This window comes from Aeromonas sp. R7-5 (assembly GCF_040908015.1).
Taxonomy (GTDB): Bacteria; Pseudomonadota; Gammaproteobacteria; order Enterobacterales; family Aeromonadaceae; genus Aeromonas; species Aeromonas caviae.
This window is the reverse complement of sequence record NZ_JBFOCZ010000033.1, coordinates 450511-471639: the sequence shown is the minus strand read 5'-3', so window position 1 is coordinate 471639 and position 21129 is coordinate 450511. Positions and strand designations below refer to the sequence as shown.

Here is a 21129-nt window from a genome sequence, read left to right as displayed (position 1 = left end):
CCCGTGGGAGCCGCTTTTTTATCCCCGCATCTCCGACCCGCGCTTTGCCATCGCCCCCCACTCTGGGTAGCATGAGCCCTCTTTTATTCAGCGGAAATCCCCCATGTCTCGCGTCATCCTGCTCTGGAGCGGCGGCAAAGATGCCATGCAGGCCCTCTGCCACGCCCGGGAGGCGGGCCATCAGGTGGTGGCCCTGATCACCTTTGCCCCGCCAGCGCCCCGCTTTCTCGCCCATCCCCTGTCACAGGTTCGCCGTCAGGCGGCGGCCCTCGCGCTGCCCCATCGGCTGGTCACCATCGAGGCGCCCTTCGATCTCGGTTATGAGCGGGCCCTGGCGGCATTGAAAGAGGAGTGGCAACTCGATGGGGTCGTCACCGGCGACATCGACAGCGTGGGGGGCGCGCCGAACTGGATCCGCGAGCGCTGTCGCCCCCTGGGGCTCACCGTTCACACCCCGCTCTGGCAACAACCCCGCGAGGCGTTGCTGGCGGACATGCTGACCCGCGGCATCGTCGCCCACCTCTCCTGCGTCGATACCCGGGTGCTGGCCCCCGAGTGGGTGGGGCGCAGGCTCGATGCGGCCACCCTGGCCGAATTGCAGCAACTGGCGGCAACCCGGGGCTTCGATGCCTGCGGCGAGCAGGGGGAGTACCACACCATGGTGACCGACGGCCCCGGGTTTGCGGCGCCGCTGACGCTCGGCCACTGGCAGGTGGCGCGCCAGGAGCACCTCGCCTATCTGCAAGAGGAAGAGGAATGACCTCTCACGAGGGCGGCACATAAAAAACGGGAGGCACTGGCCTCCCGTTTTGCTTGTCCTTAACGTTGACCTATCTGACCAGCTTGCCCAGCACCCGCTTAAGCAGGCGGATGCGCGGCTCGATGCTCTCCAGCAGCAGGAATTCCGCCTCCGAGTGAAAGCCCCCACCCATGGGGCCGAAGCCATCGAGGGACGGCACCCCGGCCGCCGCGGTGAAGTTGGCATCCGAGCCGCCACCGGCCTCCAGCCAGGTGAAGGGGACTCCCTCCTCCCTGCCTGCCGCCTCCACCAGTGCCATCAGGGCCTCGGTGTCGCCGCTCGGGCGCATCGCGGGCTTGAAGCTCTGGCGCGCCACCTCGACCCGGCAACCGGCGAGGAAGGGGTTGTTGGCCATGAAGGTGAGCCGGTCGTGCACCGCCTGTGCCTCTTCGTTGCGCCAGAAGCGCAGATCCACGACCGCCTCGGCAAAGTCGGGCACCACGTTGACGCCGGTCCCCCCCTGCACCACCCCCACGTTCATGGTGGTGCCGGTCTCCATGTTGACCTGCTGGTTGATGGCGAGCACCCAGTGGGCCAGCTCCGTGATGGCGGAGATCCCTTGTGCCAGGGCCGAACCTGCATGGGAGGCTTTGCCGTGGAAGGTGATGCGGTACTTGGCATTGCCCTTGCGGGCGCTGATGAGATCCCCGCTCGGGCGGGCCGCCTCGGCCACCAGCACGCAGCCGCTCTGTTTGGCTTTCTTCACCAGCCATTCTTTGGACCAGGGGGAACCAATCTCCTCGTCGCAGTTGCAGCAAACCAGCACCTTGAGCCTGGCCAGCACGGCCGGGTCCAGCTCTTTCAAGGCATACCAGGTGGAGAGCAGGCCGCTCTTCATGTCCGAGACGCCGGGGCCAAAGGCCTGATTGCCTTCGATTTTCAGCGGTCGCTTGGCCGCCGTCCCCTCGGGGAAGACGGTGTCCATGTGGCCCACCAGCATGACGTCGTAGTGATCCGCCCCCGGGGCATTGGTTGCCTCGAGGCAGGGGCCGCACTCGGCGGCGAACTGGTGGCGGGTCACCTGCCAGCCGATGGCCTCATATTTCTCGGTCATGATGTCGGCGACCCGGGCCACCCCGGCCGGGGTGCGGGTGCCGCAGTCGAGGTTGATGAGCGGGGCGAGATCCGCCAGATAGGTATCGAGGGAAAATGGGCGCGTGAGGTCGTTCATTGTCTTCTCCATGGAACAATCTGCGTAAAACACAGACTGTTTTTGCAACGATAAGAGTGGGCGGGCACTCGACGCCGCCTCGTCAACGGCGGTCGGCCAGCGTGGATCAACTGGCCGCCACCTCTACACCAGAGCCTTTACATGAACAGCAGATAGTTGAGGAGCAGCGCCGTCACCAGGGCCCCCGCCATGGGCACGCTGGTGCGCTTGACCACCACGAAGGGAGAGACCTTGGCGATGCCCGCACAGGCGATGAGCACCGCCGCGATGGGGGAAACGGTGCGGCCGATACTGGAAGCGAGCTGCATCGGCAGCAGCATGGTCACCGCCGGCACGCCAAACTTGGCCGCCACGGCGGGGGCCAGGGAGGAGAAACTGAGGAAGGCCGCGTTGCCCGAGCCCATGATGACCGCCGCCACCATGATGAGCCCCACCATCACCAGGGTCATCAGGCCGCTGCCGATGCCGGCATTGCTGGCAGAGTGCAGCAGGGTGTCGATGGCGCCGATGGCCTTGAGGGATTCGGCGAAGAGCTCGGCACAGACGATCAGCGCCACCACGGGGCCGAACACCTTGCCCATGCCGTCGAGGAAGCTCGACAGCCCCGCGAAGGCGGTGCGCACCGAGCGGGTGCGCAGCAGCTCGCACAGCATGCCGATAAAGACCGACAGCAGCATGGCCACCTCCACGCTGACGCTGATGCTGGTCACCAGGAGCTTGGAGAAGGTCATCATCAGTACGAAGGGGATGATGGGCAGCAGGCCGTACCAGGTCGGCGCCGCCACCTCGTCCGCCCCTTTTTCGTCAAGCTCGGCGTGTTCGCCGCGATGCAGGGCCGGATCCCAGCCCTCCTGGCGGTCACAGTGCCGCTGCCAGAAGAAGTGCAGCACCATGGTCACCAGCAACATGGGAGCCACCAGCCAGATCTGGTAGTCGACGAAGTAGCTGGTGGGATCCATGCCGGATTGACCGGCGGAGAAGATGGCGTTGGTCTGGGTCGGGCCGATTTCAAACGCCTGGGAGGTGGCGATGACGCCGCAGGCGGAGGCCGGGCTGATGCCGAGGTTGCGCATCACCGGGTACATGGTGACCATCAACAGCAGGCCAAGGCCGGTGGCGGAGGTGACGAACAGAGAGACAAAGACCGCCACCAGGTAGCAGATGGCCAGCATCAGGTAGCTGGACTGGATGCCCGCCACCGGTTTGACCGCCACCCGCACCAGGGACTGGGAGGCGCCGATATGGGACATGTAGGTGGCAAAGCCCGCCACCGCCATGATGGTGAGGCCAAGGCCCGCCGCCCGGTAGGAGAAGATCCCCTTGAACACCTCGAACAGGTCGAACAGGGCGAAGCCGGTGCTCTTGTCGGCGGGCAGAATGGGGTGCAATCCCAGCCAGTAGGCCACCGCAAAGAGGGCCATGCCCGCCAGCGCCAGCACCGCCTGCGGGTTGTAATCCTTGATGATGCCGTAGACCACGGCGATCAGCACGAGCAAGACGAAGACGAGTTCCAAGGTGCACTCCTGACAAGATTATCGAGAAGCGCAATCTAGTGGTGGATCTCCCCTGTCCTCTTGATCACCATCAATAAAGATGGAAAAAGCAAACGGTTGTAGATTTTTACTCCAAAAATAAAACTAAAAACGACATTTAACATCAAGGAACTGGATCTAGAATGCTCCCCAGGGTATCCCTGACCGACAACCGCCACTTTGTTTGCGTTGGATCAACATCCCGCCGGGGTGAACTGGCCAAGATGCCCGTCGACACAGAGCGACCATTTCGCACCGGAGAGAGTTATGACAAACCAAGCCACCGCAGGCACCCCGACCTGCGACTGCAAGCTGTGGGACATCCTCGTCGAGTCTGCAAAGGAACGCACCACCATTCGTTACTCCAAACTGGCTAGGCAGGCCGGGCTGGAGCAGTGCCAGGATGAACTGCGCACCCTGCTGCAACGCATCCGCATGTATTGCACCGAAAATCACCTGCCCATTCTCTCCGCCATCGTGATGGATGACGTGGGCAAATACGCCGGCCTCTCCTCCAGCCTGCCGGATGCCCCCTGGGAGCGGGCACGGGTCTTCGATCACGAGTGGACCACCTTGCACTGAGTGCCGCCCCCTGAATCCGGAACGCGCCCAGACCAGCAGGCGCGTTCTGGTTTTTGGCCCCCGCCGTTTCTTCCCCGGCCCCAGCGGCCCCATCCGGCCAGGCGTGCAGCATAAGGGCCTCCTACCCCCGGTCTCCCCCTTTGATACCGCAGCGCATCCCGTCCCAGACCAGCGTGTGCTGGCGCGCGGCCCCTCCCTTCTCCACTCGGCCTGACTGGTAAAACCAGCCCATCCGGCCATGAGCGTTGCCATGGGGGGGCCACAATGCCAGAATCGGGCCCTTGCACGATTTCAGGGCCGCCGGCCCGCAGACAAAGGATCCCCCATGGCCACCACCCTCTATGGCATCAAGAACTGCGACACCATCAAGAAGGCCCGCAAGTGGCTGGAGGAGGCGGGTATCGATTACCGCTTTCATGATCACCGCGCCGACGGTCTGAGCCCGGAACAGCTCGATCTCTGGCTCGCCAAGCTGGGCTGGGAAGCTCTGCTCAACACCCGTGGCACCACCTTCCGCGCCCTGCCGGAAGCAGAAAAACAGGGGCTCGACACCGCCAAGGCCCGTGACCTGCTGCTGGCCCACCCGGCCATGATCAAGCGCCCGCTGCTGGACCAGGACGGCACCCTGACCCTGGGCTTCAAGGCAGACCTCTATCAATCCCTCTTCTCCCGTTAACTTTTTCTGTTAAGGAACACCGATGTCGGACGTCATCACACTGGCCAAGGATCTGATCAGCCGCCCCTCCGTGACCCCCCTGGATGAAGGGTGCCAGACCCTGATGGCGGAGCGCCTCGCGCGCCTGGGGTTCGTCATCGAACCCATGGTCTTTGAGGACACCACCAACCTCTGGGCACGCCGTGGCAGCGAGGGTCCCCTCTTCTGCTTCGCCGGCCACACCGACGTGGTACCCGCCGGCCCCCTGGAGAAGTGGGACACCCCGCCATTCGAGCCGACCATCAAGGACGGCATGCTCCATGGCCGGGGCGCCGCCGACATGAAGGGGTCTCTGGCCGCCATGGTGGTGGCGACCGAGCGCTTCGTGGCCGAGCACCCGGACCACAAGGGCTCCATCGCGTTTCTCATCACCTCGGATGAAGAGGGGCCCTTCATCAACGGCACGGTGCGCGTCATCGACACCCTGGAGGCACGCAACGAGAAGATCCGCTGGTGCATCGTCGGCGAGCCCTCCTCCACCGCCCAGGTCGGGGACGTGGTGAAGAACGGCCGTCGCGGCTCCATCACCGGCGATCTGCTGGTGCGCGGGGTGCAGGGCCACGTCGCCTACCCCCATCTGGCGGACAACCCCATCCACAAGGCGGCCCCGGCGCTGGCGGAGCTCGCCGCCATCGAGTGGGACAAGGGCAACGCCTACTTCCCCCCCACCAGCTTCCAGATCGCCAACATCCAGGGCGGCACCGGCGCCTCCAATGTCATTCCGGGGGAGTTGCAGGTCCAGTTCAACTTCCGCTTCAGCACCGAACTCACCGATGCGGCTATCCGCGAGCGGGTCGAGGCGCTGCTGACCCGTCACGGCCTGGACTTCGAGCTGAAGTGGACACTCTCCGGCCAGCCCTTCCTGACGGACACCGGCGCCCTGCTGGACGCCACCGTCGCCGCCGTGGCGGCAGTGAACGGCCAGCAGCCGGCCCTGCTCACCACGGGGGGCACGTCCGATGGGCGCTTCATCGCTCCCACCGGGGCGGAAGTCATCGAGCTCGGCCCGGTCAACGCCACCATCCACAAGGTGAACGAGTGCGTGAAGGCGGACGATCTGGATCTGCTGGCGGACATGTACCAAGGGGTGCTGGCACGACTGCTGGCATGAGCGGCGCTCCGGACAAGAGAGACCAGACCATGAATCAGGATCAACTGCTTGGGCTGGATGAGAGCCACCTCATCCTGGTGGGGCGCGGCCCCCATCGTCTGACCGCCGCCACCGCGGCGGCCTTCAACGACATTCAGGTGGCTGCCGCCCATGCCGGTTTCAACCTGCAGGCGGCCTCCAGCTGGCGCGGCTTCGAGCGCCAGCTCGCCATCTGGAACGGCAAGTGGCGCGGGGAGCGCCCTCTGTTGGATGCGCACAACCAGCCCCTCGATGCCCTGCAACTGGGCGAGACCGAACGACTGCACGCCATCCTGCACTGGAGCGCCCTGCCCGGCACCAGCCGCCATCACTGGGGCACGGATCTCGACATCTACGATCCGGACTGCCTCCCCGCCGGCACCCGGCTCGCGCTGGAACCCTGGGAGTACGAGGCGGGCGGCTGGTTTGCCGATTTGCGCGAATGGCTGGACGATCACATGAACGACTTCGGCTTCTTCCTGCCCTATGCAAAAGGGGAGCAACCGGATCAGGGGGTGGCCTACGAGCCCTGGCACCTGAGCTTCGCGCCCGAATCCGACGGGCTGGCACTGGATCCGGCGGCGCTGGCGCTTTGTCTGGAACGGGCGGATATTGAAGGCAAGGAGTGCATCCTGGCTCATCTCGACGAGATCCTGGCCCGCTATGTCACCCCGGCACACCACGAAAGGAGATTCTGATGAGCTTGTGGTTATGGATAGGCTTGCCGCTGCTGTTTCTGCTCGGCCTGTTTCTCAACGCCATCAAGGACATGAAGCAGCTCGAGAAACAGCTGCCCAAGTACAAGGACAAGATCCGGGAGGTCAAGGACGACGAGGACGACTGACCCCCTCGCAGGAGCCCGTCGGCGCTCCTGCACCCTTCCCGTCCACGGTATTTTTTCGCCCTCTGCCGCCCCCCTCGGCCTGCACTGAAAGCCCCATCCATTGCCCCCTTTCCCTGCGCTTTCCCGCGCGGGCACTCCGCCCTCACCCTGCTTGAAAACTGCGCAACAAACGTAAAAAACTGCAAAACAATGCACAATTAAGCCACACAAAGGGGGTCAATCTGCATATAATGTGCCTGTTTTGCAGCCCGCCATAAGGAGTTCGCCATTGGATGCCACCACCGTCAACAGTTTCTTCTTCATCGGTGCCCTGTTGGTGGGTGCCAGTGTCCTGTTGAGCGCACTCTCCTCCAGAGTCGGCATCCCCATTCTGGTCATCTTCCTCGCCGTCGGCATGCTGGCGGGTGAGGATGGTCCCGGCGGCATCCACTTCGCCGACTACTCGGTCGCCTACCTGGTGGGCAACCTGGCACTGGCCATCATTCTGCTGGACGGCGGCATGCGCACCCGGGTCTCCTCCTTTCGGGTCGCGCTCTGGCCCGCGCTCTCGCTGGCCACGGTCGGGGTGGCCATCACCACCGGCCTCACGGGCCTCGCCGCCGCCTGGCTGTTCGACCTCAACCTGATGCAGGGGATGCTCATCGGTGCCATCGTCGGCTCCACCGATGCGGCGGCGGTCTTCTCCCTGCTCGGCGGGCGCAGCCTCAACGAGCGGGTCAGCGCCACCCTGGAGATAGAATCGGGCAGCAACGATCCCATGGCGGTCTTTCTCACCGTCACCCTGATCGAGGTGCTGGCCACCGCCCAGCAGGGGCTGGATGCCGGCTTCCTGCTGCTGCAACTCGTCAAGCAGTTCGGGCTGGGCGCTGGCATCGGCCTTGCCGGGGGCTGGCTGCTGTGGAAACTCATCAACACCGCTCGCCTCGCCCCCGGTCTCTACCCCCTGCTCACGGTGAGCGGCGGCCTGCTCATCTTCGCCCTCACCACGGCGGTGGGGGGCAGCGGCATCCTCGCCATCTACCTCACCGGCCTGCTGCTCGGCAACCTCTCCCTGCGCAGCCGCAGCACCACCCTCTCCGTGCTGGACGGCCTGACCTGGCTCAGCCAGATCGGCATGTTTCTGGTGCTGGGGCTGCTCGCCTCTCCCCACAAGTTGCTGCCTATCGCCCTGCCGGCGCTGGCCCTGGCCATGTGGATGATCCTGTTTGCCCGTCCGGTGTCGGTCTGGATTGGACTGCTACCGTTCAAGAACTTCGCGCCGCGCGAGCGCTGGTTCATCTCCTGGGTGGGGCTGCGCGGCGCCGTGCCCATCATCCTGGCGGTCTTCCCCATGATGGCGGGGCTGCCCAATGCCCAGCTCTACTTCAATGTCGCCTTCTTCGTGGTGCTGGTTTCGCTCATCCTGCAGGGCAGCTCGCTGCCGCTGGCATCAAAGCTGGCGCGAGTGGAGGTGCCCGCACCGCCCTCTCCCATCAACCGCTCTGGGCTGGAAATCGATCTCGACAGCCAGTGGGAGACCTTCGTCTATCGCCTGAGCGCCGAGAAATGGTGCATCGGCTCCCCCTTGCGGGAGCTGCGCATGCCCCAGGGCACCCGCATCTGCGCCCTGTTCCGCGGCCAGGAGCTGCTCCACCCCTCGGGCAGTACCTGCCTGCAATCCGATGACATCCTGTGCGTCATCGGCCACGAGCACGACCTGCCCGCCCTCGGTCAGCTCTTCAGCCAGGCGCCGGAGCAGGATCTGGGCCCGCGCTTCTTCGGTGACTTCCTGCTGGAGGCCAACGCCAGGCTGGTGGATCTCGCCCCGCTCTACGGGCTGGATGTGAGCGAGGTGGCGGATCAGAGCCTCGGCGATTTTATTGCCCATCAGTTGGGCGATAATCTGGTGGTCGGTGACCATGTCGCCTGGCAGGGACTGCTCTGGACGGTGGCGGAAATGGAAGAGGGTGAACCCCGCAAGATAGGGGTGCGCTTCCTGGAAGAAGACCCCGTCTAGGCGCCGGCCATCGTAGCCCGCATTTGTGTGAGAAGGGAGTGAACCATGCCTTATCAAACCCTGTTGTCCGGTCTGTATCCTCCCTCGCCCAAGCTGGGCCTCATCGAGGGTTTCTTTGGCAAGGGCTGGAGCTGGGAAGCCCGTGCCCGCTACGCCCAGTGGCTGCCCCGCCACGGCTATGGCTTCTACCTCTACGCCCCCAAGGAAGACGGCTACCTGCGCAAGCACTGGGCCACCCCCTGGCCCGCCGAGCAGCTTGAAGCCCTGTGCCAGCTCGCCCGCCAGTGCCGGGAGAACGGTCTGGCCTTCGGGGTGGGCCTGAGCCCCATGGGAGCCCATCACGACTATGCCCGCCAGCGACCCGCCCTGCTGGAGAAGGTGAGGCTCATCGAGGAGGCGCTCAAGCCCGATATCCTGGCGATCCTGTTTGACGACATGAAGGGGGACACCCCGGATCTCGCCCACTGGCAGCTCACCATCGCCCACGACATCGCGGCCCACACCGACGCAGGCCGCCTGCTGTTCTGCCCCAGCTACTACAGCACGGATCCGGTGCTGGAGAAGGTGTTCGGTGCCATGCCCCCCCACTATCTGCAGGATCTGGGTCAGGGGCTCGACAGGCGCATCGATGTCTTCTGGACCGGCCCCAAAGTCTGCTCCACCGAGTATCCGGCTGCCCACCTCAAACAGGCCGCCGACTGGCTCCATCGCAAGCCCTTCCTGTGGGACAACTATCCGGTCAACGACGGCAGCAAGGCGAGCAGCTTCCTGCACCTGCGCGCCTTCGAAAACCGTCCGGCAGAGCTGGCGGATCTCGTGAGCGGCCATGCGGTCAATCCCATGAAGCAGGCGGCCCTCTCGGCCCTGCCGCTCGCCACCCTGCCCATGAGCTACAAGCTCGGCAAGCAGTACGATCCTGACAAGGCGCTGCACGCCTCCCTCAACGCCACCTGCGGGCCGCAGATCTCCGCCATGATCCAGGCAGACCTGCCGCTCTTCCAGGACATCGGTCTGGCCCAGCTCACCCCCGAGCAGGTCATCCATCTCAAGAGCCGCTACCTGCCGTTCCAGGATCAGGCCTGCGTGAACGAGATCCTGCGCTGGCTGGCCGGGGAATACGTGTTCGATCCGGACTGCCTGACCGACTGACCCCATGAGTCCATGAAAAGTGGGGTCATGAAAAAACGGGCCCATGTAAAAGGCCACCTCCCGGGCAGGGAGGTGGCCTTTTTGCATGATCTCTCTTCAGGTGCCCCATGGCGTCACATAGGGCGGCAGATTGAGCGGGTGTTTAACCGAAGGCCAGCCAGACCCCGACAAACAGCATGAGAGAGCCCGCGATCCGGTTCATCAGAGTGACATTGCCGCTCTTGGCGAGGAAATGGCGCAAGGTGCGGCCACCGCTGGCATAGAGCATCAGGCAGGAGAACTCGATGACTAGGATGAGCGCGACCAGGGCACCTATCTGGGGTGCCATCGGCTTGGCCGCATTGATGAAGGGGGGCAGCAGGGAGACCATGAAGGCCCACCCCTTGGGGTTGGCGATGGCGGTCACGAAACCCTGCACGGCCAGTCCCATGGGGCTGGTCTGCTGGCCCGCCGAGAGATCCGCCGGGATGGCCATCTTGCCCTTGGCCTGCCACATCTGGATGCCAAGCCAGACCAGGTAGGCGCCACCTACATATTTGAATGCAGAGAACAGGGCCGGGTAGTTGAGCATGACTGCCGCCACCCCGACTACCGACAACACGGAGACCAGGCCGACGCCGACAAGCTCCCCCCACATCATGTGCAGGGTACGGCGCACCCCCAGACTCATGCCCAGGGTCATCGCCAGGGTCATGCACATACCGGGGGTTACTGAGACAAAAAAGAACGTGGGAATAAAGAGCGCCAAGATGGCGGGATCAATCCAGTCGGACACACTACACCTCCAGGGTAACAAGCAGACGATCTTGCCTATCACACTCTTTTAACACAAGAAAAACCTTTTCATTCAGCAAGAATTCAGCATTAAAAACCCTGTGACAAGGATTGTCGCGCCTGTGTAAGATGCCGCCTCACTCCTCTTTCGGGTTAGGATCTTTCATGTCATTGAATAATCTGTCCATTCGTCTTCAAGTGCTTATCCCTCTCCTGCTCGCCAGCCTGTTGATGCTGCTGATGGCCGTGATCAGCAAACAGGAAATCGACGGTGCCATTCAGGACATGAATGAAACCACCGCCAGCGTCACCCGCCACAAGGACGACATCGCGGCCCTGATCCACGCCACCTACCGGCTGCGCACCAACGCCATCTACGGCCTGTACGATGAGGCCCTCTTCGCCCAGTTGCCGGCCCAGCTCTCCGCCGCCGAACAGGAGATTGGCGCCATCCTGACCAGACTGGTTGTCACCGGAGCCGAGCAGGACAACCGTCAGGTCGCGGCCGCCCTGCAGGCCTACCTCGGCCATACCCGCAGCAGCATGCTGCCCCTGCTGACCGCCAAGTACCAAGGCAGTGGCGATCCCGCCGCCTATGAGCAGGCCCGCCTGCACTTTCGCGATCTGGGGGAGACGCTCATCAAGCAGATCGATGCCATGTCCGTCCACATCAATCAGCTGACCCAGACTGAGATTGCCGAGGAGCAGGCCCACTACCGCGCGACCCTGCTGCGCACCCTGCTGCTGATGGGGGGCACCCTGATCGCGGCCCTGCTGGGTGGCTGGTGGATCTCCGGGCGCATCGTGCAGCCCATAGGCCAGTTGCAGGAGGTGATGCACGCCGTCGCCCTCGGCCGCTTCAACGTGCGTGCCAATGCCGAAGGCAACAACGAGCTGGGCCAGCTCGCCAGGGATATCAACCGGACCCTGAGCCAGCTTGCCAACACAATCCAGACCCTGACCGGCATCAGCGGCAATGTGGCCTCCGCCGCCACCGAGCTTGCCGCTGTGATGACCCAGGCAGAGGTCAACGCCCAGCAGCAGCGCGGTGAGACCGAACAGGTGGCCTCCGCCGTCACCGAGCTGGCCAGCACCGCCGACAACGTCAACCACAACGCCGCCCTGGCCGACGAGCTGGCCCGGGATGCCAACAGTCGGGTCGAGCAGGGGCTGGCCCTGTTTGCCGAAAGCATCGAGGCCAACGGCCGCATGGCGGGCAGTCTGGAGAACGCCGCGACTGTGGTGGCCAGGCTCAAGTCCCAGTCCGAGCAGATCGGCAAGGTGATCGAAGTCATTCAGAGCATTTCGGAGCAGACCAACCTGCTGGCCCTCAACGCCGCCATCGAGGCGGCCCGCGCCGGTGAAAGCGGCCGCGGCTTTGCGGTGGTGGCCGACGAAGTGCGCCTGCTGGCCGCCCGTACCCAGGACTCCACCAAGGAGATCCAGGCCATCATCGAACAGTTGCAGAGCCAGTCCCTCTCCGCCAACAGTGGCGTGCAGCAGACCCTGGAGATCCTCGGCCACAACCAGCAGCTCTCCGCCGAGGTACAGGCCTTGCTGGGGGGCATCACGGACGCGGTCAACCAGATCAACGGTGCCAACGCCCAGGTGGCGACCGCGGCAGAACAACAATCCTGCGTCACCGCCGACATCAGCCGCAACCTCACCAACATCCACGAGATCGTGAACCAGAACGCTGCCGGCATCAGCCAGAGTGCCGCCGCCAGTCACGAACTGTCACAGCTCGCCGAGCAGCAGCGCAGGCAGCTCGCCCAGTTCCAGCTCTGATCCCGAGAGGGTCTCTTCGATACCGCGGGGCCCGGCGCTGGCCCCGCACTTGCCCCTCCCCCTTCACGCCTCCTGTTTAAAACGGGTTTTTGCCATCAAGGTGTCATTGGGGGCTGGGCTGCCTTCGCAAATGTGGGTATGGTAGAGGCACGTCACTCCCCCTCATCGAGAGATCATCATGAGCCTGAAGTTCAAGAAACCCGCTTTTATCACGCTCGGCCTCATCGCCCTGCTCTCCGCACTCTGGCTCGATTTCTATCTGCCGGAGCACACCATCGCCACCATCACCGGGGTGGAGGTGAAGCGCACCGACAAGGATGGCCCCATCAGCCAGAAGAACCCGGCTGACGGCCCCACCACCGACGTCTATTACATCTACACCGAGCGCCCCGGCGAGAAGATCCGGGTGTTTCGCAATGAAGACACCGAATGGGGCTGGCCCTTCTACTTCAAATTCAACGCCGCCGACGTCCAGGCCAAGGCCAAGTCCATGGAGTTCGAAAAACGCCTGGCCATCATTACCTCCTACGGCTGGCGCGTGAACATGTTCTCCATGTTCCCCAACGTCACCAAGATCGCGAGCACCGAGCCCGATGCCTCCACCTGGAGCTTCTTCCGCTGGTTCTGGTTCGGTGTCTGGGCCCTGGTGATGGGCAAGGCGGCCATCGCCACCTGGCGCTACTTCGATCGCCTCGAGGACGAGATATGAGCGAGCCGAGCAAGACCCGCACCAGCTTCTATCGCCGGCTCTACGTGGCTCACCTCATCAGTCAGGGCACGGACACCGTGCCCGCCATCATGGAGGCGACCGGCATGCCGCGCCGCACCGCCCAGGACACCCTCAGCGCCCTGGCTGAGCTCGACATCCAGTGCGCCTTCGAGCAGACCGAGGGGGCTCGCCATCTGCAGGGGCACTACCGCATCAACGACTGGGGCCCCATCAATCCGGCGTGGATCAAGGCCCAGCTGCCTCTTATCAAGGAGACGCTGAGCTACCCCTGATCCTTCATGAGAGCGGCTATGCATAGACAAACAAGGCCCCTTCCGGCCCACATCAGGTGGCACTAATGAAGGCTATACGCATCATTTTGCAACTCGTGATTCTTGCCACCGGGAGTGTCATGCTTGCTGCTCTCTTTGCTGGGCCAGCACCAGACTTCACGGCCATTGTCGTTTTACTTGGCTTTGTGGCACTTCTCCTTGCTCTGACGCTGGTACTAAAAGAGCACACGGAAAACCGCTTAAGCCCTGACCATAGGCTAAGTGTCAAACCAATGGGAATGGTTCTGATCTTGTCTGGTGTGTTTGCCATGATCTACGGCACGAGCATTCTCAGCGGACATCAACCTCTACCTAATGGCAGCGATACATGTCGTGCTATGTGCGGGATCATCTTGTTAGCATCCGAAGCATTTGGCCAAGCAGTTGCCAAACTGTTTGCCTTCGGCCTGTGGTCAGGAGTGGGACTATTTCTTTGCTTTATTGGTTACCACCTAGTCAAGGGAAGGAAATAACCTTACGAGAAGCAACCATGTAGGCTTTGTTGACTGATTGCCTTCATAAAAATAGAGGGGCCAGCCGGCAAGGCTGGCCCCTCTATTTCAGGCCGATAGCGTGACAGGCAGCCCTACTCGGGCATGGCCGAATCCTCAAGCTCCCCGTCAGACTCGCCGCGGGTGCAGTCGATGATGGAGCGCTTGGGATTGTTGGGGTCGCGCAGCAGCAGAGGGGCCATCCCCTCGTCATGCAGCCTCTCGTCGGAAAATTCGCTGCCATAGGCGTTGTGTGTCAGCCTGCGGGCATTGGCGATGGGGGTATCCACGAAGAGGGCATGTACCTCGAAGGTGGAGGCCGGCACCAGGAAACCGACGATGGGCAGGCCGTGCAACTCCTGATGGACCTTGTACCAGGCAAAGCCCTCGCTCACCTTGTCAGGGGTATACATGGCGAGCTGCGGATTGGCCGGGCGCCCGGTCTCGATGTCGAGATGAAGGGTGTCCAGCTCGCAGGTCGCCAGCCCCTGCCACATCTTCTCGAACGGGGTCGCGCAACCCGTCAGTTGCATGCATGTCAGCAGCGCCAACGTCCCTTTCCACATTCCCAACCCCTTATCCGATGTCCAGGATGTCAACCAAATGAGCGCAGTCGCTGCACCAGCAACTCGATGAAACCGACCCTGTCGAGCCCCAGCAGCACCAGGGCATTGGCCGGTTTGCCGGTCAGGTCGTAGCGATCCACCACCGTCATGCCCAGGGTATGGGTTCCGCCGGTTTCGATATCGACCCGGCACTCCACCCCGTGAAACAGGGAGGGCGCCAGCAGCCAGGCGATGGTACAGGGGTCATGGAGCGGCGCGCCAGCAAATCCCCACTTGGGATCCCGATGATAGATCATGAAAAAGTCGAGCAGCTGTGCCACGCACTGCGCCACCGGGTTGGGAATGGCGCGTACCCGCTCGATATCTTCGTCCATCACCTGGGCCTCGTGAGTTACGTCCAGCCCGCACATGGTGATGGGCAGCCCCGACTTGAAGACCATATCGGCCGCTTCGGGATCCACATAAATATTGAATTCCGCCGCGGGGGTCCAGTTGCCCGCACCGGCGGCGCCCCCCATCAGCACGATGCGGGCGATCTTTTGCTTGAGATCGGGGTGGGCCGCCAGCAAGAGGGCAATGTTGGTGAGCGGCCCGGTCGGCACCAGGGTGACCGGCTCCGGGCTCTCGCGCAGACACCTTGCCATCAGTTCAAGGGCGCTCATAGCCCGGGGAGCAAAGGCGGGATCCGGCAGCTCTGGGCCGTCCAGCCCCGATTCGCCGTGGACGTTGTCGGCAATGATAAGCTCACGGGCCAGGGGCTTGGCAGCCCCCGCCGCCACCGGGATGTCGTCGCGGCCGAGCAGGGTCAGGATGCGCAGGGCATTGTTGAGGGTCTTGTCCGGGGTCTGGTTGCCCGCGCTGGTGGTGACCGCCAGCACCTTCAGCTCGGGGCTCGCCAGCGCCAGAATGAGGGCGATGGCATCATCGTGGCCAGGATCGCAATCGAGAATAACGGGCAACGCCATGGACAGACTCCTTACAACATGACAGGGAGCCATACCTTAGCAAGAGATGGCCAGATGAACTCAGGAGGGAGTCACAAAACGCCTCAACCAACGAGATCAAGTACTTGGCGACAGGCCTTGGGAGCGGACATCCAGATTCGCCGCGCCGCCATCGTTCGGGTATGATCCCTCCCCCCTTCATCGTCCGGCTGCCCCATGTCCGTCATCGTCGACACCTTCATCGCCCCGCCCTGCGCCGCCGCCATCGAGATCCTGTTTGAGGATGCGCATCTGCTGCTCATCAACAAGCCGAGCGGCCTGCTGAGCCTCTCGGGCAAGAACCCGCAGAACCTCGATTCGGTCCATTACCGGCTGGTACAGAATTACCCCGGCTGCACCCTGGTGCACCGCCTCGACTTTGGCACCTCGGGCGTCATGGTGGTGGCCAGAAACAAGAGCATCAACGCCCTGCTCTGCCACCAGTTCAGCCAGCGCACCGTGAGCAAGGCTTACGAGGCACTGCTCTGCGGCCATCTGGCGGCGGATGAGGGCGTTATCGACGCATCCATCGCCAAGGATCCGGCGCTGTTCCCGCTGATGAGCATCTGCGCCGCCAGCGGCAAACCCGCCCGCTCACGCTATCGGGTGATGGAGCGGCTCACCCTGGAGGGGGCAGGCCAGCCGGTGCCATTGACCCGGGTCAGGCTGGTACCGGAAACCGGGCGCACCCACCAGCTGCGCATCCACAGCCAGTGGCTGGGCCACCCCATCCTGGGATGCGATCTCTATGGCGGCCAGCTCCCGCCCGGCTGCGAACGAGCCCCCAGACTGATGCTGCACGCCAGTGAACTCGGTTTTGTGCACCCGGTGAGCGGCGAAGCGGTACAGATCCGCTGTGAGGCACCCTTTGCGCAGGCACTGGCGGCCATGACGGGGCAACAGGGGTAACGAAGAAGGGGGAAAGCAGGGCCAGGAAGGCAAAAGAGGCAAACGGCGGATAAAGATAGGGGCCGCGCTTTCGCAACGGCCCCCACCCCCCACTCGGTGTGGTGCTATCAGATCAGCTTGCGGGCGGCGCCCAGCACGATCTTGATGGCATCAGATTCGGTTTTCGCCATGGTTTCGGCGTTCGGGATTTCCTGCTGGGTACGGTTCACGATGACACCGGCCACCATGCCCGCACGCAGGCCCTGGCTGGTACACATGGTCAGCAGGGTCGCGGACTCCATCTCGTAGTTCAGCACGCCCATGGCTTGCCACTCTTTCATGGAACCCTGGAAACGTTGTACCACGCGACCGGATACGGTGTCGTAACGCTCCTGACCCGGGTAGAAGGTGTCAGAAGAAGCAGTGACGCCCACATGCAGCTTGGAGCCCAGCTCCTTGGCGGTGTTCACCAGGGCGGTGGTGCAGTCAAAGTCGGCCACTGCCGGGAACTCCATCGGCGCGAAGTGCAGGCTGGCACCGTCGAGGCGCACGGAGCCGGTGGTGACGATCACGTCGCCCACGTTCAGGTGCGGCTGGATGGCGCCGGTGGTGCCGATGCGCAGGAAGGTACGGATACCCAGCTGGGCCAGCTCTTCCACCGCGATGGAGGTGGACGGGCCACCAATACCGGTGGAGCAGATGATCACGGCCTTGCCGTCCATCTCGCCGCGCCAGGTGGTGAATTCACGATGGCTGGCCAGGTGCACCGGGTTGTCCAACAGCTCTGCGATGCGCTTCACGCGCTCGGGGTCACCGGGGACGATCGCCAGGGTGGCGCCTTGCAGATCCGCTTTTTTCAAACCCAAGTGAAATACATCAGACATAGTGGACTCCTGGTTGCGCCCCGCCGCATGGCAGCCGAGTGCAGTTAAGGTGATTCTTTACGGTACTTTCAAGCCGGTGTCCCCTCATCCGGGGAGGCGCCAACTATGGTCGAAAGCGCTTTCCAATTCCTTGATGCGCCTCACACTTCTGCGCTTCAAAGCTGACAAAAATAGCGCGAAACGTTTGCTAAGATGATGAATTTCTTGAAAAACGTTTTTACGTTCCTTTTGCACTACCATCCCTTGTCAAGCCTTGAGCGACCGTCCATTTAAAGAGCGCGATCGAGTCCACAAAGTTGCAAACGAGATACCATTGACCCCTTCTCATCCCCTCCGACGCTGTTATGTTGGCGCCCGCATACCACTTAATGGCTAATCATACGGAGTCCATCATGGCGACATTCAAGTTCTACATTCCCGCAATCAACCTGATGGGGGCGGGCTGCCTGCAGGAAGCGGCAACGGATATCCAGGGACATGGCTATCGCAAGGCGCTCATCGTCACCGACAAGATCCTGGGCCAAATTGGCGTGGTGGGCCGGCTTGCCGCCCTCCTGGCCGAGCACGGCATCGATGCCGTGGTGTTCGATGAGACCAGACCCAATCCCACCGTGGCCAATGTCGAGGCGGGTCTTGCGATAATCCGGGCCCACGGCTGCGACTGCGTCATTTCGCTCGGCGGCGGCTCACCCCACGACTGCGCCAAGGGCATCGCCCTGGTAGCCGCCAATGGGGGCAGCATCAAGGATTACGAGGGGGTGGATCGCTCCGCCAAGCCGCAGTTGCCGCTCATCGCCATCAATACCACCGCCGGCACCGCCTCCGAGATGACCCGTTTTTGCATCATTACCGACGAATCCCGTCAGGTGAAAATGGCCATCATCGACAAGCACGTCACGCCGCTGATGTCGGTCAACGACCCGGAACTGATGCTGGCCAAGCCCGCCGGCCTCACCGCCGCCACCGGCATGGATGCCCTGACCCACGCCATCGAGGCCTATGTCTCCACCGCCGCCACCCCGGTCACCGATGCCAGCGCCGTGATGGCCATCGCACTGATTGCCGAACACCTTCGCACCGCCGTGCATCAGGGGGAGGATCTCCATGCCCGCGAGCAGATGGCCTATGCCCAGTTCCTGGCCGGCATGGCCTTCAACAACGCAAGCCTGGGCTATGTGCACGCCATGGCTCACCAGCTCGGGGGCTTCTACGACCTGCCCCACGGGGTGTGCAATGCGGTGCTGCTGCCCCATGTCCAGGCCTACAACGCCCGGGTGTGCGCCGGTCGGCTCAAGGATGTGGCCCGTCATATGGGGGTGGATGTAAGCGCCATGAGCGATGAGCAGGGTGCGGCGGCAGCCATTGACGCCATCCGGCAACTGGCTCGCGACGTCAAGATCCCCGCCGGTCTGGAGCAGCTCGGGGTCAGGGCCGACGACCTCGACGTGCTGGCCAACAATGCGCTCAAGGATGCCTGCGGTCTCACCAACCCCAGGCAGGCGACTCACGCGGAGATCGTCGCCATCTTCCGCGCAGCCATGTAAGGGGGGCAAGATCTGCCAGGGCCGCCACGCGGCCCTTTTTATTGGCTGATGGATCAATGGCTTTTTACTTCCGCACGGGGAGTGGGTATGATTTGCCGAGCTAAAAAGACTGTATGGATGATCTGAACCCGATATGCGGATGAAACACCTGATTGCCGCGGCCCTGACCGCCCTCACCCTGTCCGGTTGCAGCCTGGTCTATCGCATCGATATTCCCCAGGGCAACTATGTGGAACAAAAGCAGGTCGACAAGCTGCGCCAGGGCATGACCCGCGAACAGGTCGAGTTCGTGCTGGGTTCTCCCATGTTGCGCGACAGCTTTGACCCCAACACCTGGTACTACCTCTATGAGTTCCAGCCCGGTCGGGGCGACAAGGAGCGCAAGGAGCTGACCCTCAACTTCGTGGGTGACAGACTGGCCACCGTGACCGGTGATTTCCCTCTCCCTGCCGCCTTCACCACACCGCTCTAGATGACATCACAAAACCGGCTTCTGCCGGTTTTGTTCTCTCTGGCCCCGGTGATGTCGCCGGGCCACACTCTGGATGCCTCATTGCCCCGAGGAGATCATCATGAGTCGATTCCTGATTGCCGGCGCCACCGGTCTGATTGGCAAAGCCTTGCTGCGCGAGCTGGGGACGGAGCACGACCTCCTCCTGCTCTGCCGCAAAACGGGCGACCCCGCTCCGGGACGCACCTGGCTGCCCACCTCGTTCGACGCGCTGGATAGATTGACGCTGCCCTCCCCTGTGGACATTGCCTTCTGCTGCCTTGGCACCACCCGCAAGGATGCCGGCTCGGCCGAGGCATTTCGCCGGGTCGATCTCGACTATGTGCTGGCCTTTGCCGCGCTCGCCCGTCGCCACGGCTGCCGCCGTCTGCTGGTGGTCTCCAGTCTGGGCGCCAACCCGGGTTCCCCTGCCCTCTATCCCCGCACCAAGGGCGAGATGGAGCAGGCCCTGCTGGCCCAGGAGTGGCAGCGGCTCGTCATCCTGCGCCCGGCCATGCTGCTCGGCCATCGCGAACCTGCGCGCCGTTCGGAGCAGATCATCCAGGCCATCTATCCGCTGGTCAAGCCCCTGCTGCGCGGGTCGCTGCGCCGCTGGCGTGCCATCGAGGCCAGTCAGGTGGCGCACGCCATGGTGCGCCTTGCCATCCAGGAGAGCGGGATAGAGACGGTGGAAAACGAGCGCCTGCTCACCCTGTGATGCCCCGTGCCGGGCGAGACGATCACAAAGGGGCGCCACGGCGCCCCTTGTCACAACCCATCACCCGTCAGGTGCCGGCATCGTCTCGCTTGCGGTGCACATCGGGCCGCCCGCCGGTGACCACATCGGCACGCCCCTCTTCCTTGGCTTTTTCCGCCCGCTTCTTGCGCATCTCCTTGGGGTCGGCGATGAGAGGGCGGTAGATCTCGATGCGATCCCCCTCCTGCACCGACTCTGTGCCCTTCACCGGACGGCTGTAGATACCGAACTTGTTGACCGACAGGTCGATCTCCGGGTGCTTTTGCAGGATGCCGGACTGTTCGATGGCCGCCAGCACGCTGGTCTCGGGCGCGACCCGGATGCACAGCACCGTCTGCCGCTCGGGCAGGGCATAGGCCACTTCGATATTGAGGAGCTCAGACACCGTAAACCACCTTGGCACGATTGGAGAAGGCAAGCACCATGGAGCTCACCAGCTCGCGGAAGATCTGGCCAAAGGCCAGCTCAATGAGCTTGGAGGTGAACTCGAAGTCGAGATCGAACTCCACCTTGCAGGCATCCACGTCCAGGGGCGTGAAGGTCCACCAACCCGCCAGCTTGCTGAAAGGCCCCTCCACCAGCTCCATCTTGATGGTGCGATTGGCATCGAGCTGGTTGCGCGTGGTAAAGGTCTTGGCGATACCCGCCTTGGCCACATCGACCGAGGCCATCATGTAGTCTTCACCCGACTCATGAACACGGCTGCCGACACAGCCGGGCAGGAACTCAGGATAGGCATCAACATCATTGACCAGCCGGAACATCTGTTCCGCGCTGAACATCACCAGGGCACTGCGAGTAATACGGGGCATGGGTTTTCCTCATCCAATCGGCCCGATTTTATCACCTTGTCAGCCAAAATCACCGCCGAAACTGTTCGCGGGTCACCAAGCAGGGCAATCGCACACTTTCCGGCCAGTGTGGTCCGCTCTCGCACCGCCCTTCCCTCAAAATCGTCATCAAACTGCTCACAAAGCCGCCACTCGGAGCGCTGTGCGTTTTACAG

At 63.2% G+C, this 21129-nt stretch carries 24 protein-coding genes; 16 read left to right on the top strand and 8 right to left on the bottom strand.

Going from position 1 to position 21129, the window contains the following annotated elements; translation table 11 throughout:
* Window positions 1–103: 103 nt before the first annotated feature.
* Window positions 104–760: a hypothetical protein gene (locus AB5Y53_RS17655; RefSeq protein ID WP_368182719.1), complete on the top strand. Its 657-nt coding sequence runs from the start codon at window positions 104–106 to the stop codon at window positions 758–760.
* 70 nt (window positions 761–830) lie between these two features.
* Here the strand turns inward: AB5Y53_RS17655 and AB5Y53_RS17650 are convergent, their stop codons facing one another.
* Window positions 831–1970 (bottom strand): M20 family metallopeptidase, encoded by a 1140-nt coding sequence (locus tag AB5Y53_RS17650; RefSeq protein WP_368182718.1) that lies wholly within the window; start codon window positions 1968–1970, stop codon window positions 831–833.
* Between the two features lie 137 nt (window positions 1971–2107).
* Window positions 2108–3484 (bottom strand): C4-dicarboxylate transporter DcuC, encoded by a 1377-nt coding sequence (dcuC, locus tag AB5Y53_RS17645; protein ID WP_368182717.1) that lies wholly within the window; start codon window positions 3482–3484, stop codon window positions 2108–2110.
* Window positions 3485–3769: 285 nt separating this feature from the next.
* Here dcuC and AB5Y53_RS17640 point away from each other — a divergent pair, with 285 nt between their 5' ends.
* From AB5Y53_RS17640 to AB5Y53_RS17610, 7 genes are all read left to right on the top strand, one after another.
* Window positions 3770–4084: a hypothetical protein gene (locus tag AB5Y53_RS17640; RefSeq protein ID WP_010674057.1), complete on the top strand. Its 315-nt coding sequence runs from the start codon at window positions 3770–3772 to the stop codon at window positions 4082–4084.
* 325 nt (window positions 4085–4409) lie between these two features.
* Complete coding sequence (locus AB5Y53_RS17635; RefSeq protein ID WP_039039874.1) at window positions 4410–4760, top strand: ArsC family reductase; 351 nt, start codon at window positions 4410–4412, stop codon at window positions 4758–4760.
* A gap of 22 nt (window positions 4761–4782) precedes the next feature.
* The gene (dapE, locus tag AB5Y53_RS17630) at window positions 4783–5910 is read left to right on the top strand and encodes a succinyl-diaminopimelate desuccinylase (RefSeq protein ID WP_010674050.1); all 1128 of its coding nucleotides are present in this window, start codon (window positions 4783–4785) and stop codon (window positions 5908–5910) included.
* A 29-nt stretch (window positions 5911–5939) separates the two neighbouring features.
* Complete coding sequence (locus AB5Y53_RS17625; RefSeq protein WP_368182716.1) at window positions 5940–6626, top strand: M15 family metallopeptidase; 687 nt, start codon at window positions 5940–5942, stop codon at window positions 6624–6626.
* Window positions 6626–6772 (top strand): hypothetical protein, encoded by a 147-nt coding sequence (locus AB5Y53_RS17620; protein WP_010674048.1) that lies wholly within the window; start codon window positions 6626–6628, stop codon window positions 6770–6772. Before AB5Y53_RS17625 ends, AB5Y53_RS17620 begins: the two co-directional genes overlap by 1 nt.
* A 268-nt stretch (window positions 6773–7040) precedes the next feature.
* The gene (locus AB5Y53_RS17615; protein WP_041215565.1) at window positions 7041–8768 is read left to right on the top strand and encodes a potassium/proton antiporter; all 1728 of its coding nucleotides are present in this window, start codon (window positions 7041–7043) and stop codon (window positions 8766–8768) included.
* A 45-nt stretch (window positions 8769–8813) separates the two neighbouring features.
* The gene (locus AB5Y53_RS17610) at window positions 8814–9917 is read left to right on the top strand and encodes a beta-N-acetylglucosaminidase domain-containing protein (protein WP_128314248.1); all 1104 of its coding nucleotides are present in this window, start codon (window positions 8814–8816) and stop codon (window positions 9915–9917) included.
* A gap of 142 nt (window positions 9918–10059) precedes the next feature.
* Here AB5Y53_RS17610 and AB5Y53_RS17605 read toward each other — a convergent pair whose 3' ends face one another.
* A complete protein-coding gene (locus AB5Y53_RS17605) occupies window positions 10060–10692 on the bottom strand; it encodes a LysE family translocator (protein ID WP_039039878.1) in 633 nt (210 codons plus the stop codon).
* Window positions 10693–10856: 164 nt separating this feature from the next.
* On the opposite strand from AB5Y53_RS17605, the gene AB5Y53_RS17600 reads away from it, so the two are divergent.
* The 4 genes from AB5Y53_RS17600 (at window position 10857) to AB5Y53_RS17585 (ending at window position 13993) form a co-directional block, all read left to right on the top strand.
* Complete coding sequence (locus tag AB5Y53_RS17600) at window positions 10857–12479, top strand: methyl-accepting chemotaxis protein (RefSeq protein WP_323932228.1); 1623 nt, start codon at window positions 10857–10859, stop codon at window positions 12477–12479.
* A 178-nt stretch (window positions 12480–12657) separates the two neighbouring features.
* On the top strand, window positions 12658–13188 hold the full coding sequence (locus tag AB5Y53_RS17595) for a DUF1523 family protein (protein ID WP_039039880.1): 531 nt from the start codon (window positions 12658–12660) through the stop codon (window positions 13186–13188).
* Window positions 13185–13481 (top strand): winged helix-turn-helix domain-containing protein, encoded by a 297-nt coding sequence (locus AB5Y53_RS17590; protein WP_266141523.1) that lies wholly within the window; start codon window positions 13185–13187, stop codon window positions 13479–13481. The genes AB5Y53_RS17595 and AB5Y53_RS17590 overlap by 4 nt, the downstream gene beginning before the upstream one ends.
* Window positions 13482–13546: 65 nt before the next feature.
* On the top strand, window positions 13547–13993 hold the full coding sequence (locus AB5Y53_RS17585; protein WP_368182715.1) for a hypothetical protein: 447 nt from the start codon (window positions 13547–13549) through the stop codon (window positions 13991–13993).
* Between the two features lie 113 nt (window positions 13994–14106).
* On the opposite strand, the gene AB5Y53_RS17580 is transcribed toward AB5Y53_RS17585, so the two are convergent.
* Both AB5Y53_RS17580 and rihA read right to left on the bottom strand, forming a co-directional pair.
* Window positions 14107–14577: a hypothetical protein gene (locus AB5Y53_RS17580; RefSeq protein ID WP_223955627.1), complete on the bottom strand. Its 471-nt coding sequence runs from the start codon at window positions 14575–14577 to the stop codon at window positions 14107–14109.
* 29 nt (window positions 14578–14606) lie between these two features.
* On the bottom strand, window positions 14607–15542 hold the full coding sequence (rihA, locus tag AB5Y53_RS17575; RefSeq protein WP_171864844.1) for a pyrimidine-specific ribonucleoside hydrolase RihA: 936 nt from the start codon (window positions 15540–15542) through the stop codon (window positions 14607–14609).
* A 195-nt stretch (window positions 15543–15737) separates the two neighbouring features.
* On the opposite strand from rihA, the gene AB5Y53_RS17570 reads away from it, so the two are divergent.
* Window positions 15738–16469 carry an RluA family pseudouridine synthase gene (locus tag AB5Y53_RS17570; protein ID WP_368182712.1) on the top strand — a complete coding sequence of 244 codons (732 nt, stop codon included), beginning with the start codon at window positions 15738–15740 and terminating at the stop codon, window positions 16467–16469.
* A gap of 107 nt (window positions 16470–16576) precedes the next feature.
* Here the strand turns inward: AB5Y53_RS17570 and udp are convergent, their stop codons facing one another.
* Window positions 16577–17332 carry a uridine phosphorylase gene (udp, locus tag AB5Y53_RS17565; RefSeq protein ID WP_010674037.1) on the bottom strand — a complete coding sequence of 252 codons (756 nt, stop codon included), beginning with the start codon at window positions 17330–17332 and terminating at the stop codon, window positions 16577–16579.
* Between the two features lie 392 nt (window positions 17333–17724).
* On the opposite strand from udp, the gene yiaY reads away from it, so the two are divergent.
* The 3 genes from yiaY to AB5Y53_RS17550 all read left to right on the top strand — a co-directional run bounded on the left by yiaY (window position 17725) and on the right by AB5Y53_RS17550 (window position 20084).
* The gene (gene yiaY, locus AB5Y53_RS17560; RefSeq protein ID WP_368182709.1) at window positions 17725–18876 is read left to right on the top strand and encodes an L-threonine dehydrogenase; all 1152 of its coding nucleotides are present in this window, start codon (window positions 17725–17727) and stop codon (window positions 18874–18876) included.
* A 133-nt stretch (window positions 18877–19009) separates the two neighbouring features.
* Window positions 19010–19348 carry an outer membrane protein assembly factor BamE gene (locus AB5Y53_RS17555; RefSeq protein WP_029314185.1) on the top strand — a complete coding sequence of 113 codons (339 nt, stop codon included), beginning with the start codon at window positions 19010–19012 and terminating at the stop codon, window positions 19346–19348.
* A 100-nt stretch (window positions 19349–19448) separates the two neighbouring features.
* Window positions 19449–20084 carry an NAD-dependent epimerase/dehydratase family protein gene (locus tag AB5Y53_RS17550; RefSeq protein ID WP_368182707.1) on the top strand — a complete coding sequence of 212 codons (636 nt, stop codon included), beginning with the start codon at window positions 19449–19451 and terminating at the stop codon, window positions 20082–20084.
* 67 nt (window positions 20085–20151) lie between these two features.
* Here the strand turns inward: AB5Y53_RS17550 and AB5Y53_RS17545 are convergent, their stop codons facing one another.
* Together AB5Y53_RS17545 and AB5Y53_RS17540 are read right to left on the bottom strand one after the other, a co-directional pair.
* Window positions 20152–20508: an RnfH family protein gene (locus tag AB5Y53_RS17545; protein WP_039039886.1), complete on the bottom strand. Its 357-nt coding sequence runs from the start codon at window positions 20506–20508 to the stop codon at window positions 20152–20154.
* Window positions 20501–20935 (bottom strand): SRPBCC family protein, encoded by a 435-nt coding sequence (locus tag AB5Y53_RS17540; RefSeq protein ID WP_010673974.1) that lies wholly within the window; start codon window positions 20933–20935, stop codon window positions 20501–20503. Before AB5Y53_RS17540 ends, AB5Y53_RS17545 begins: the two co-directional genes overlap by 8 nt.
* Between the last annotated feature and the right edge of the window lie 194 nt (window positions 20936–21129).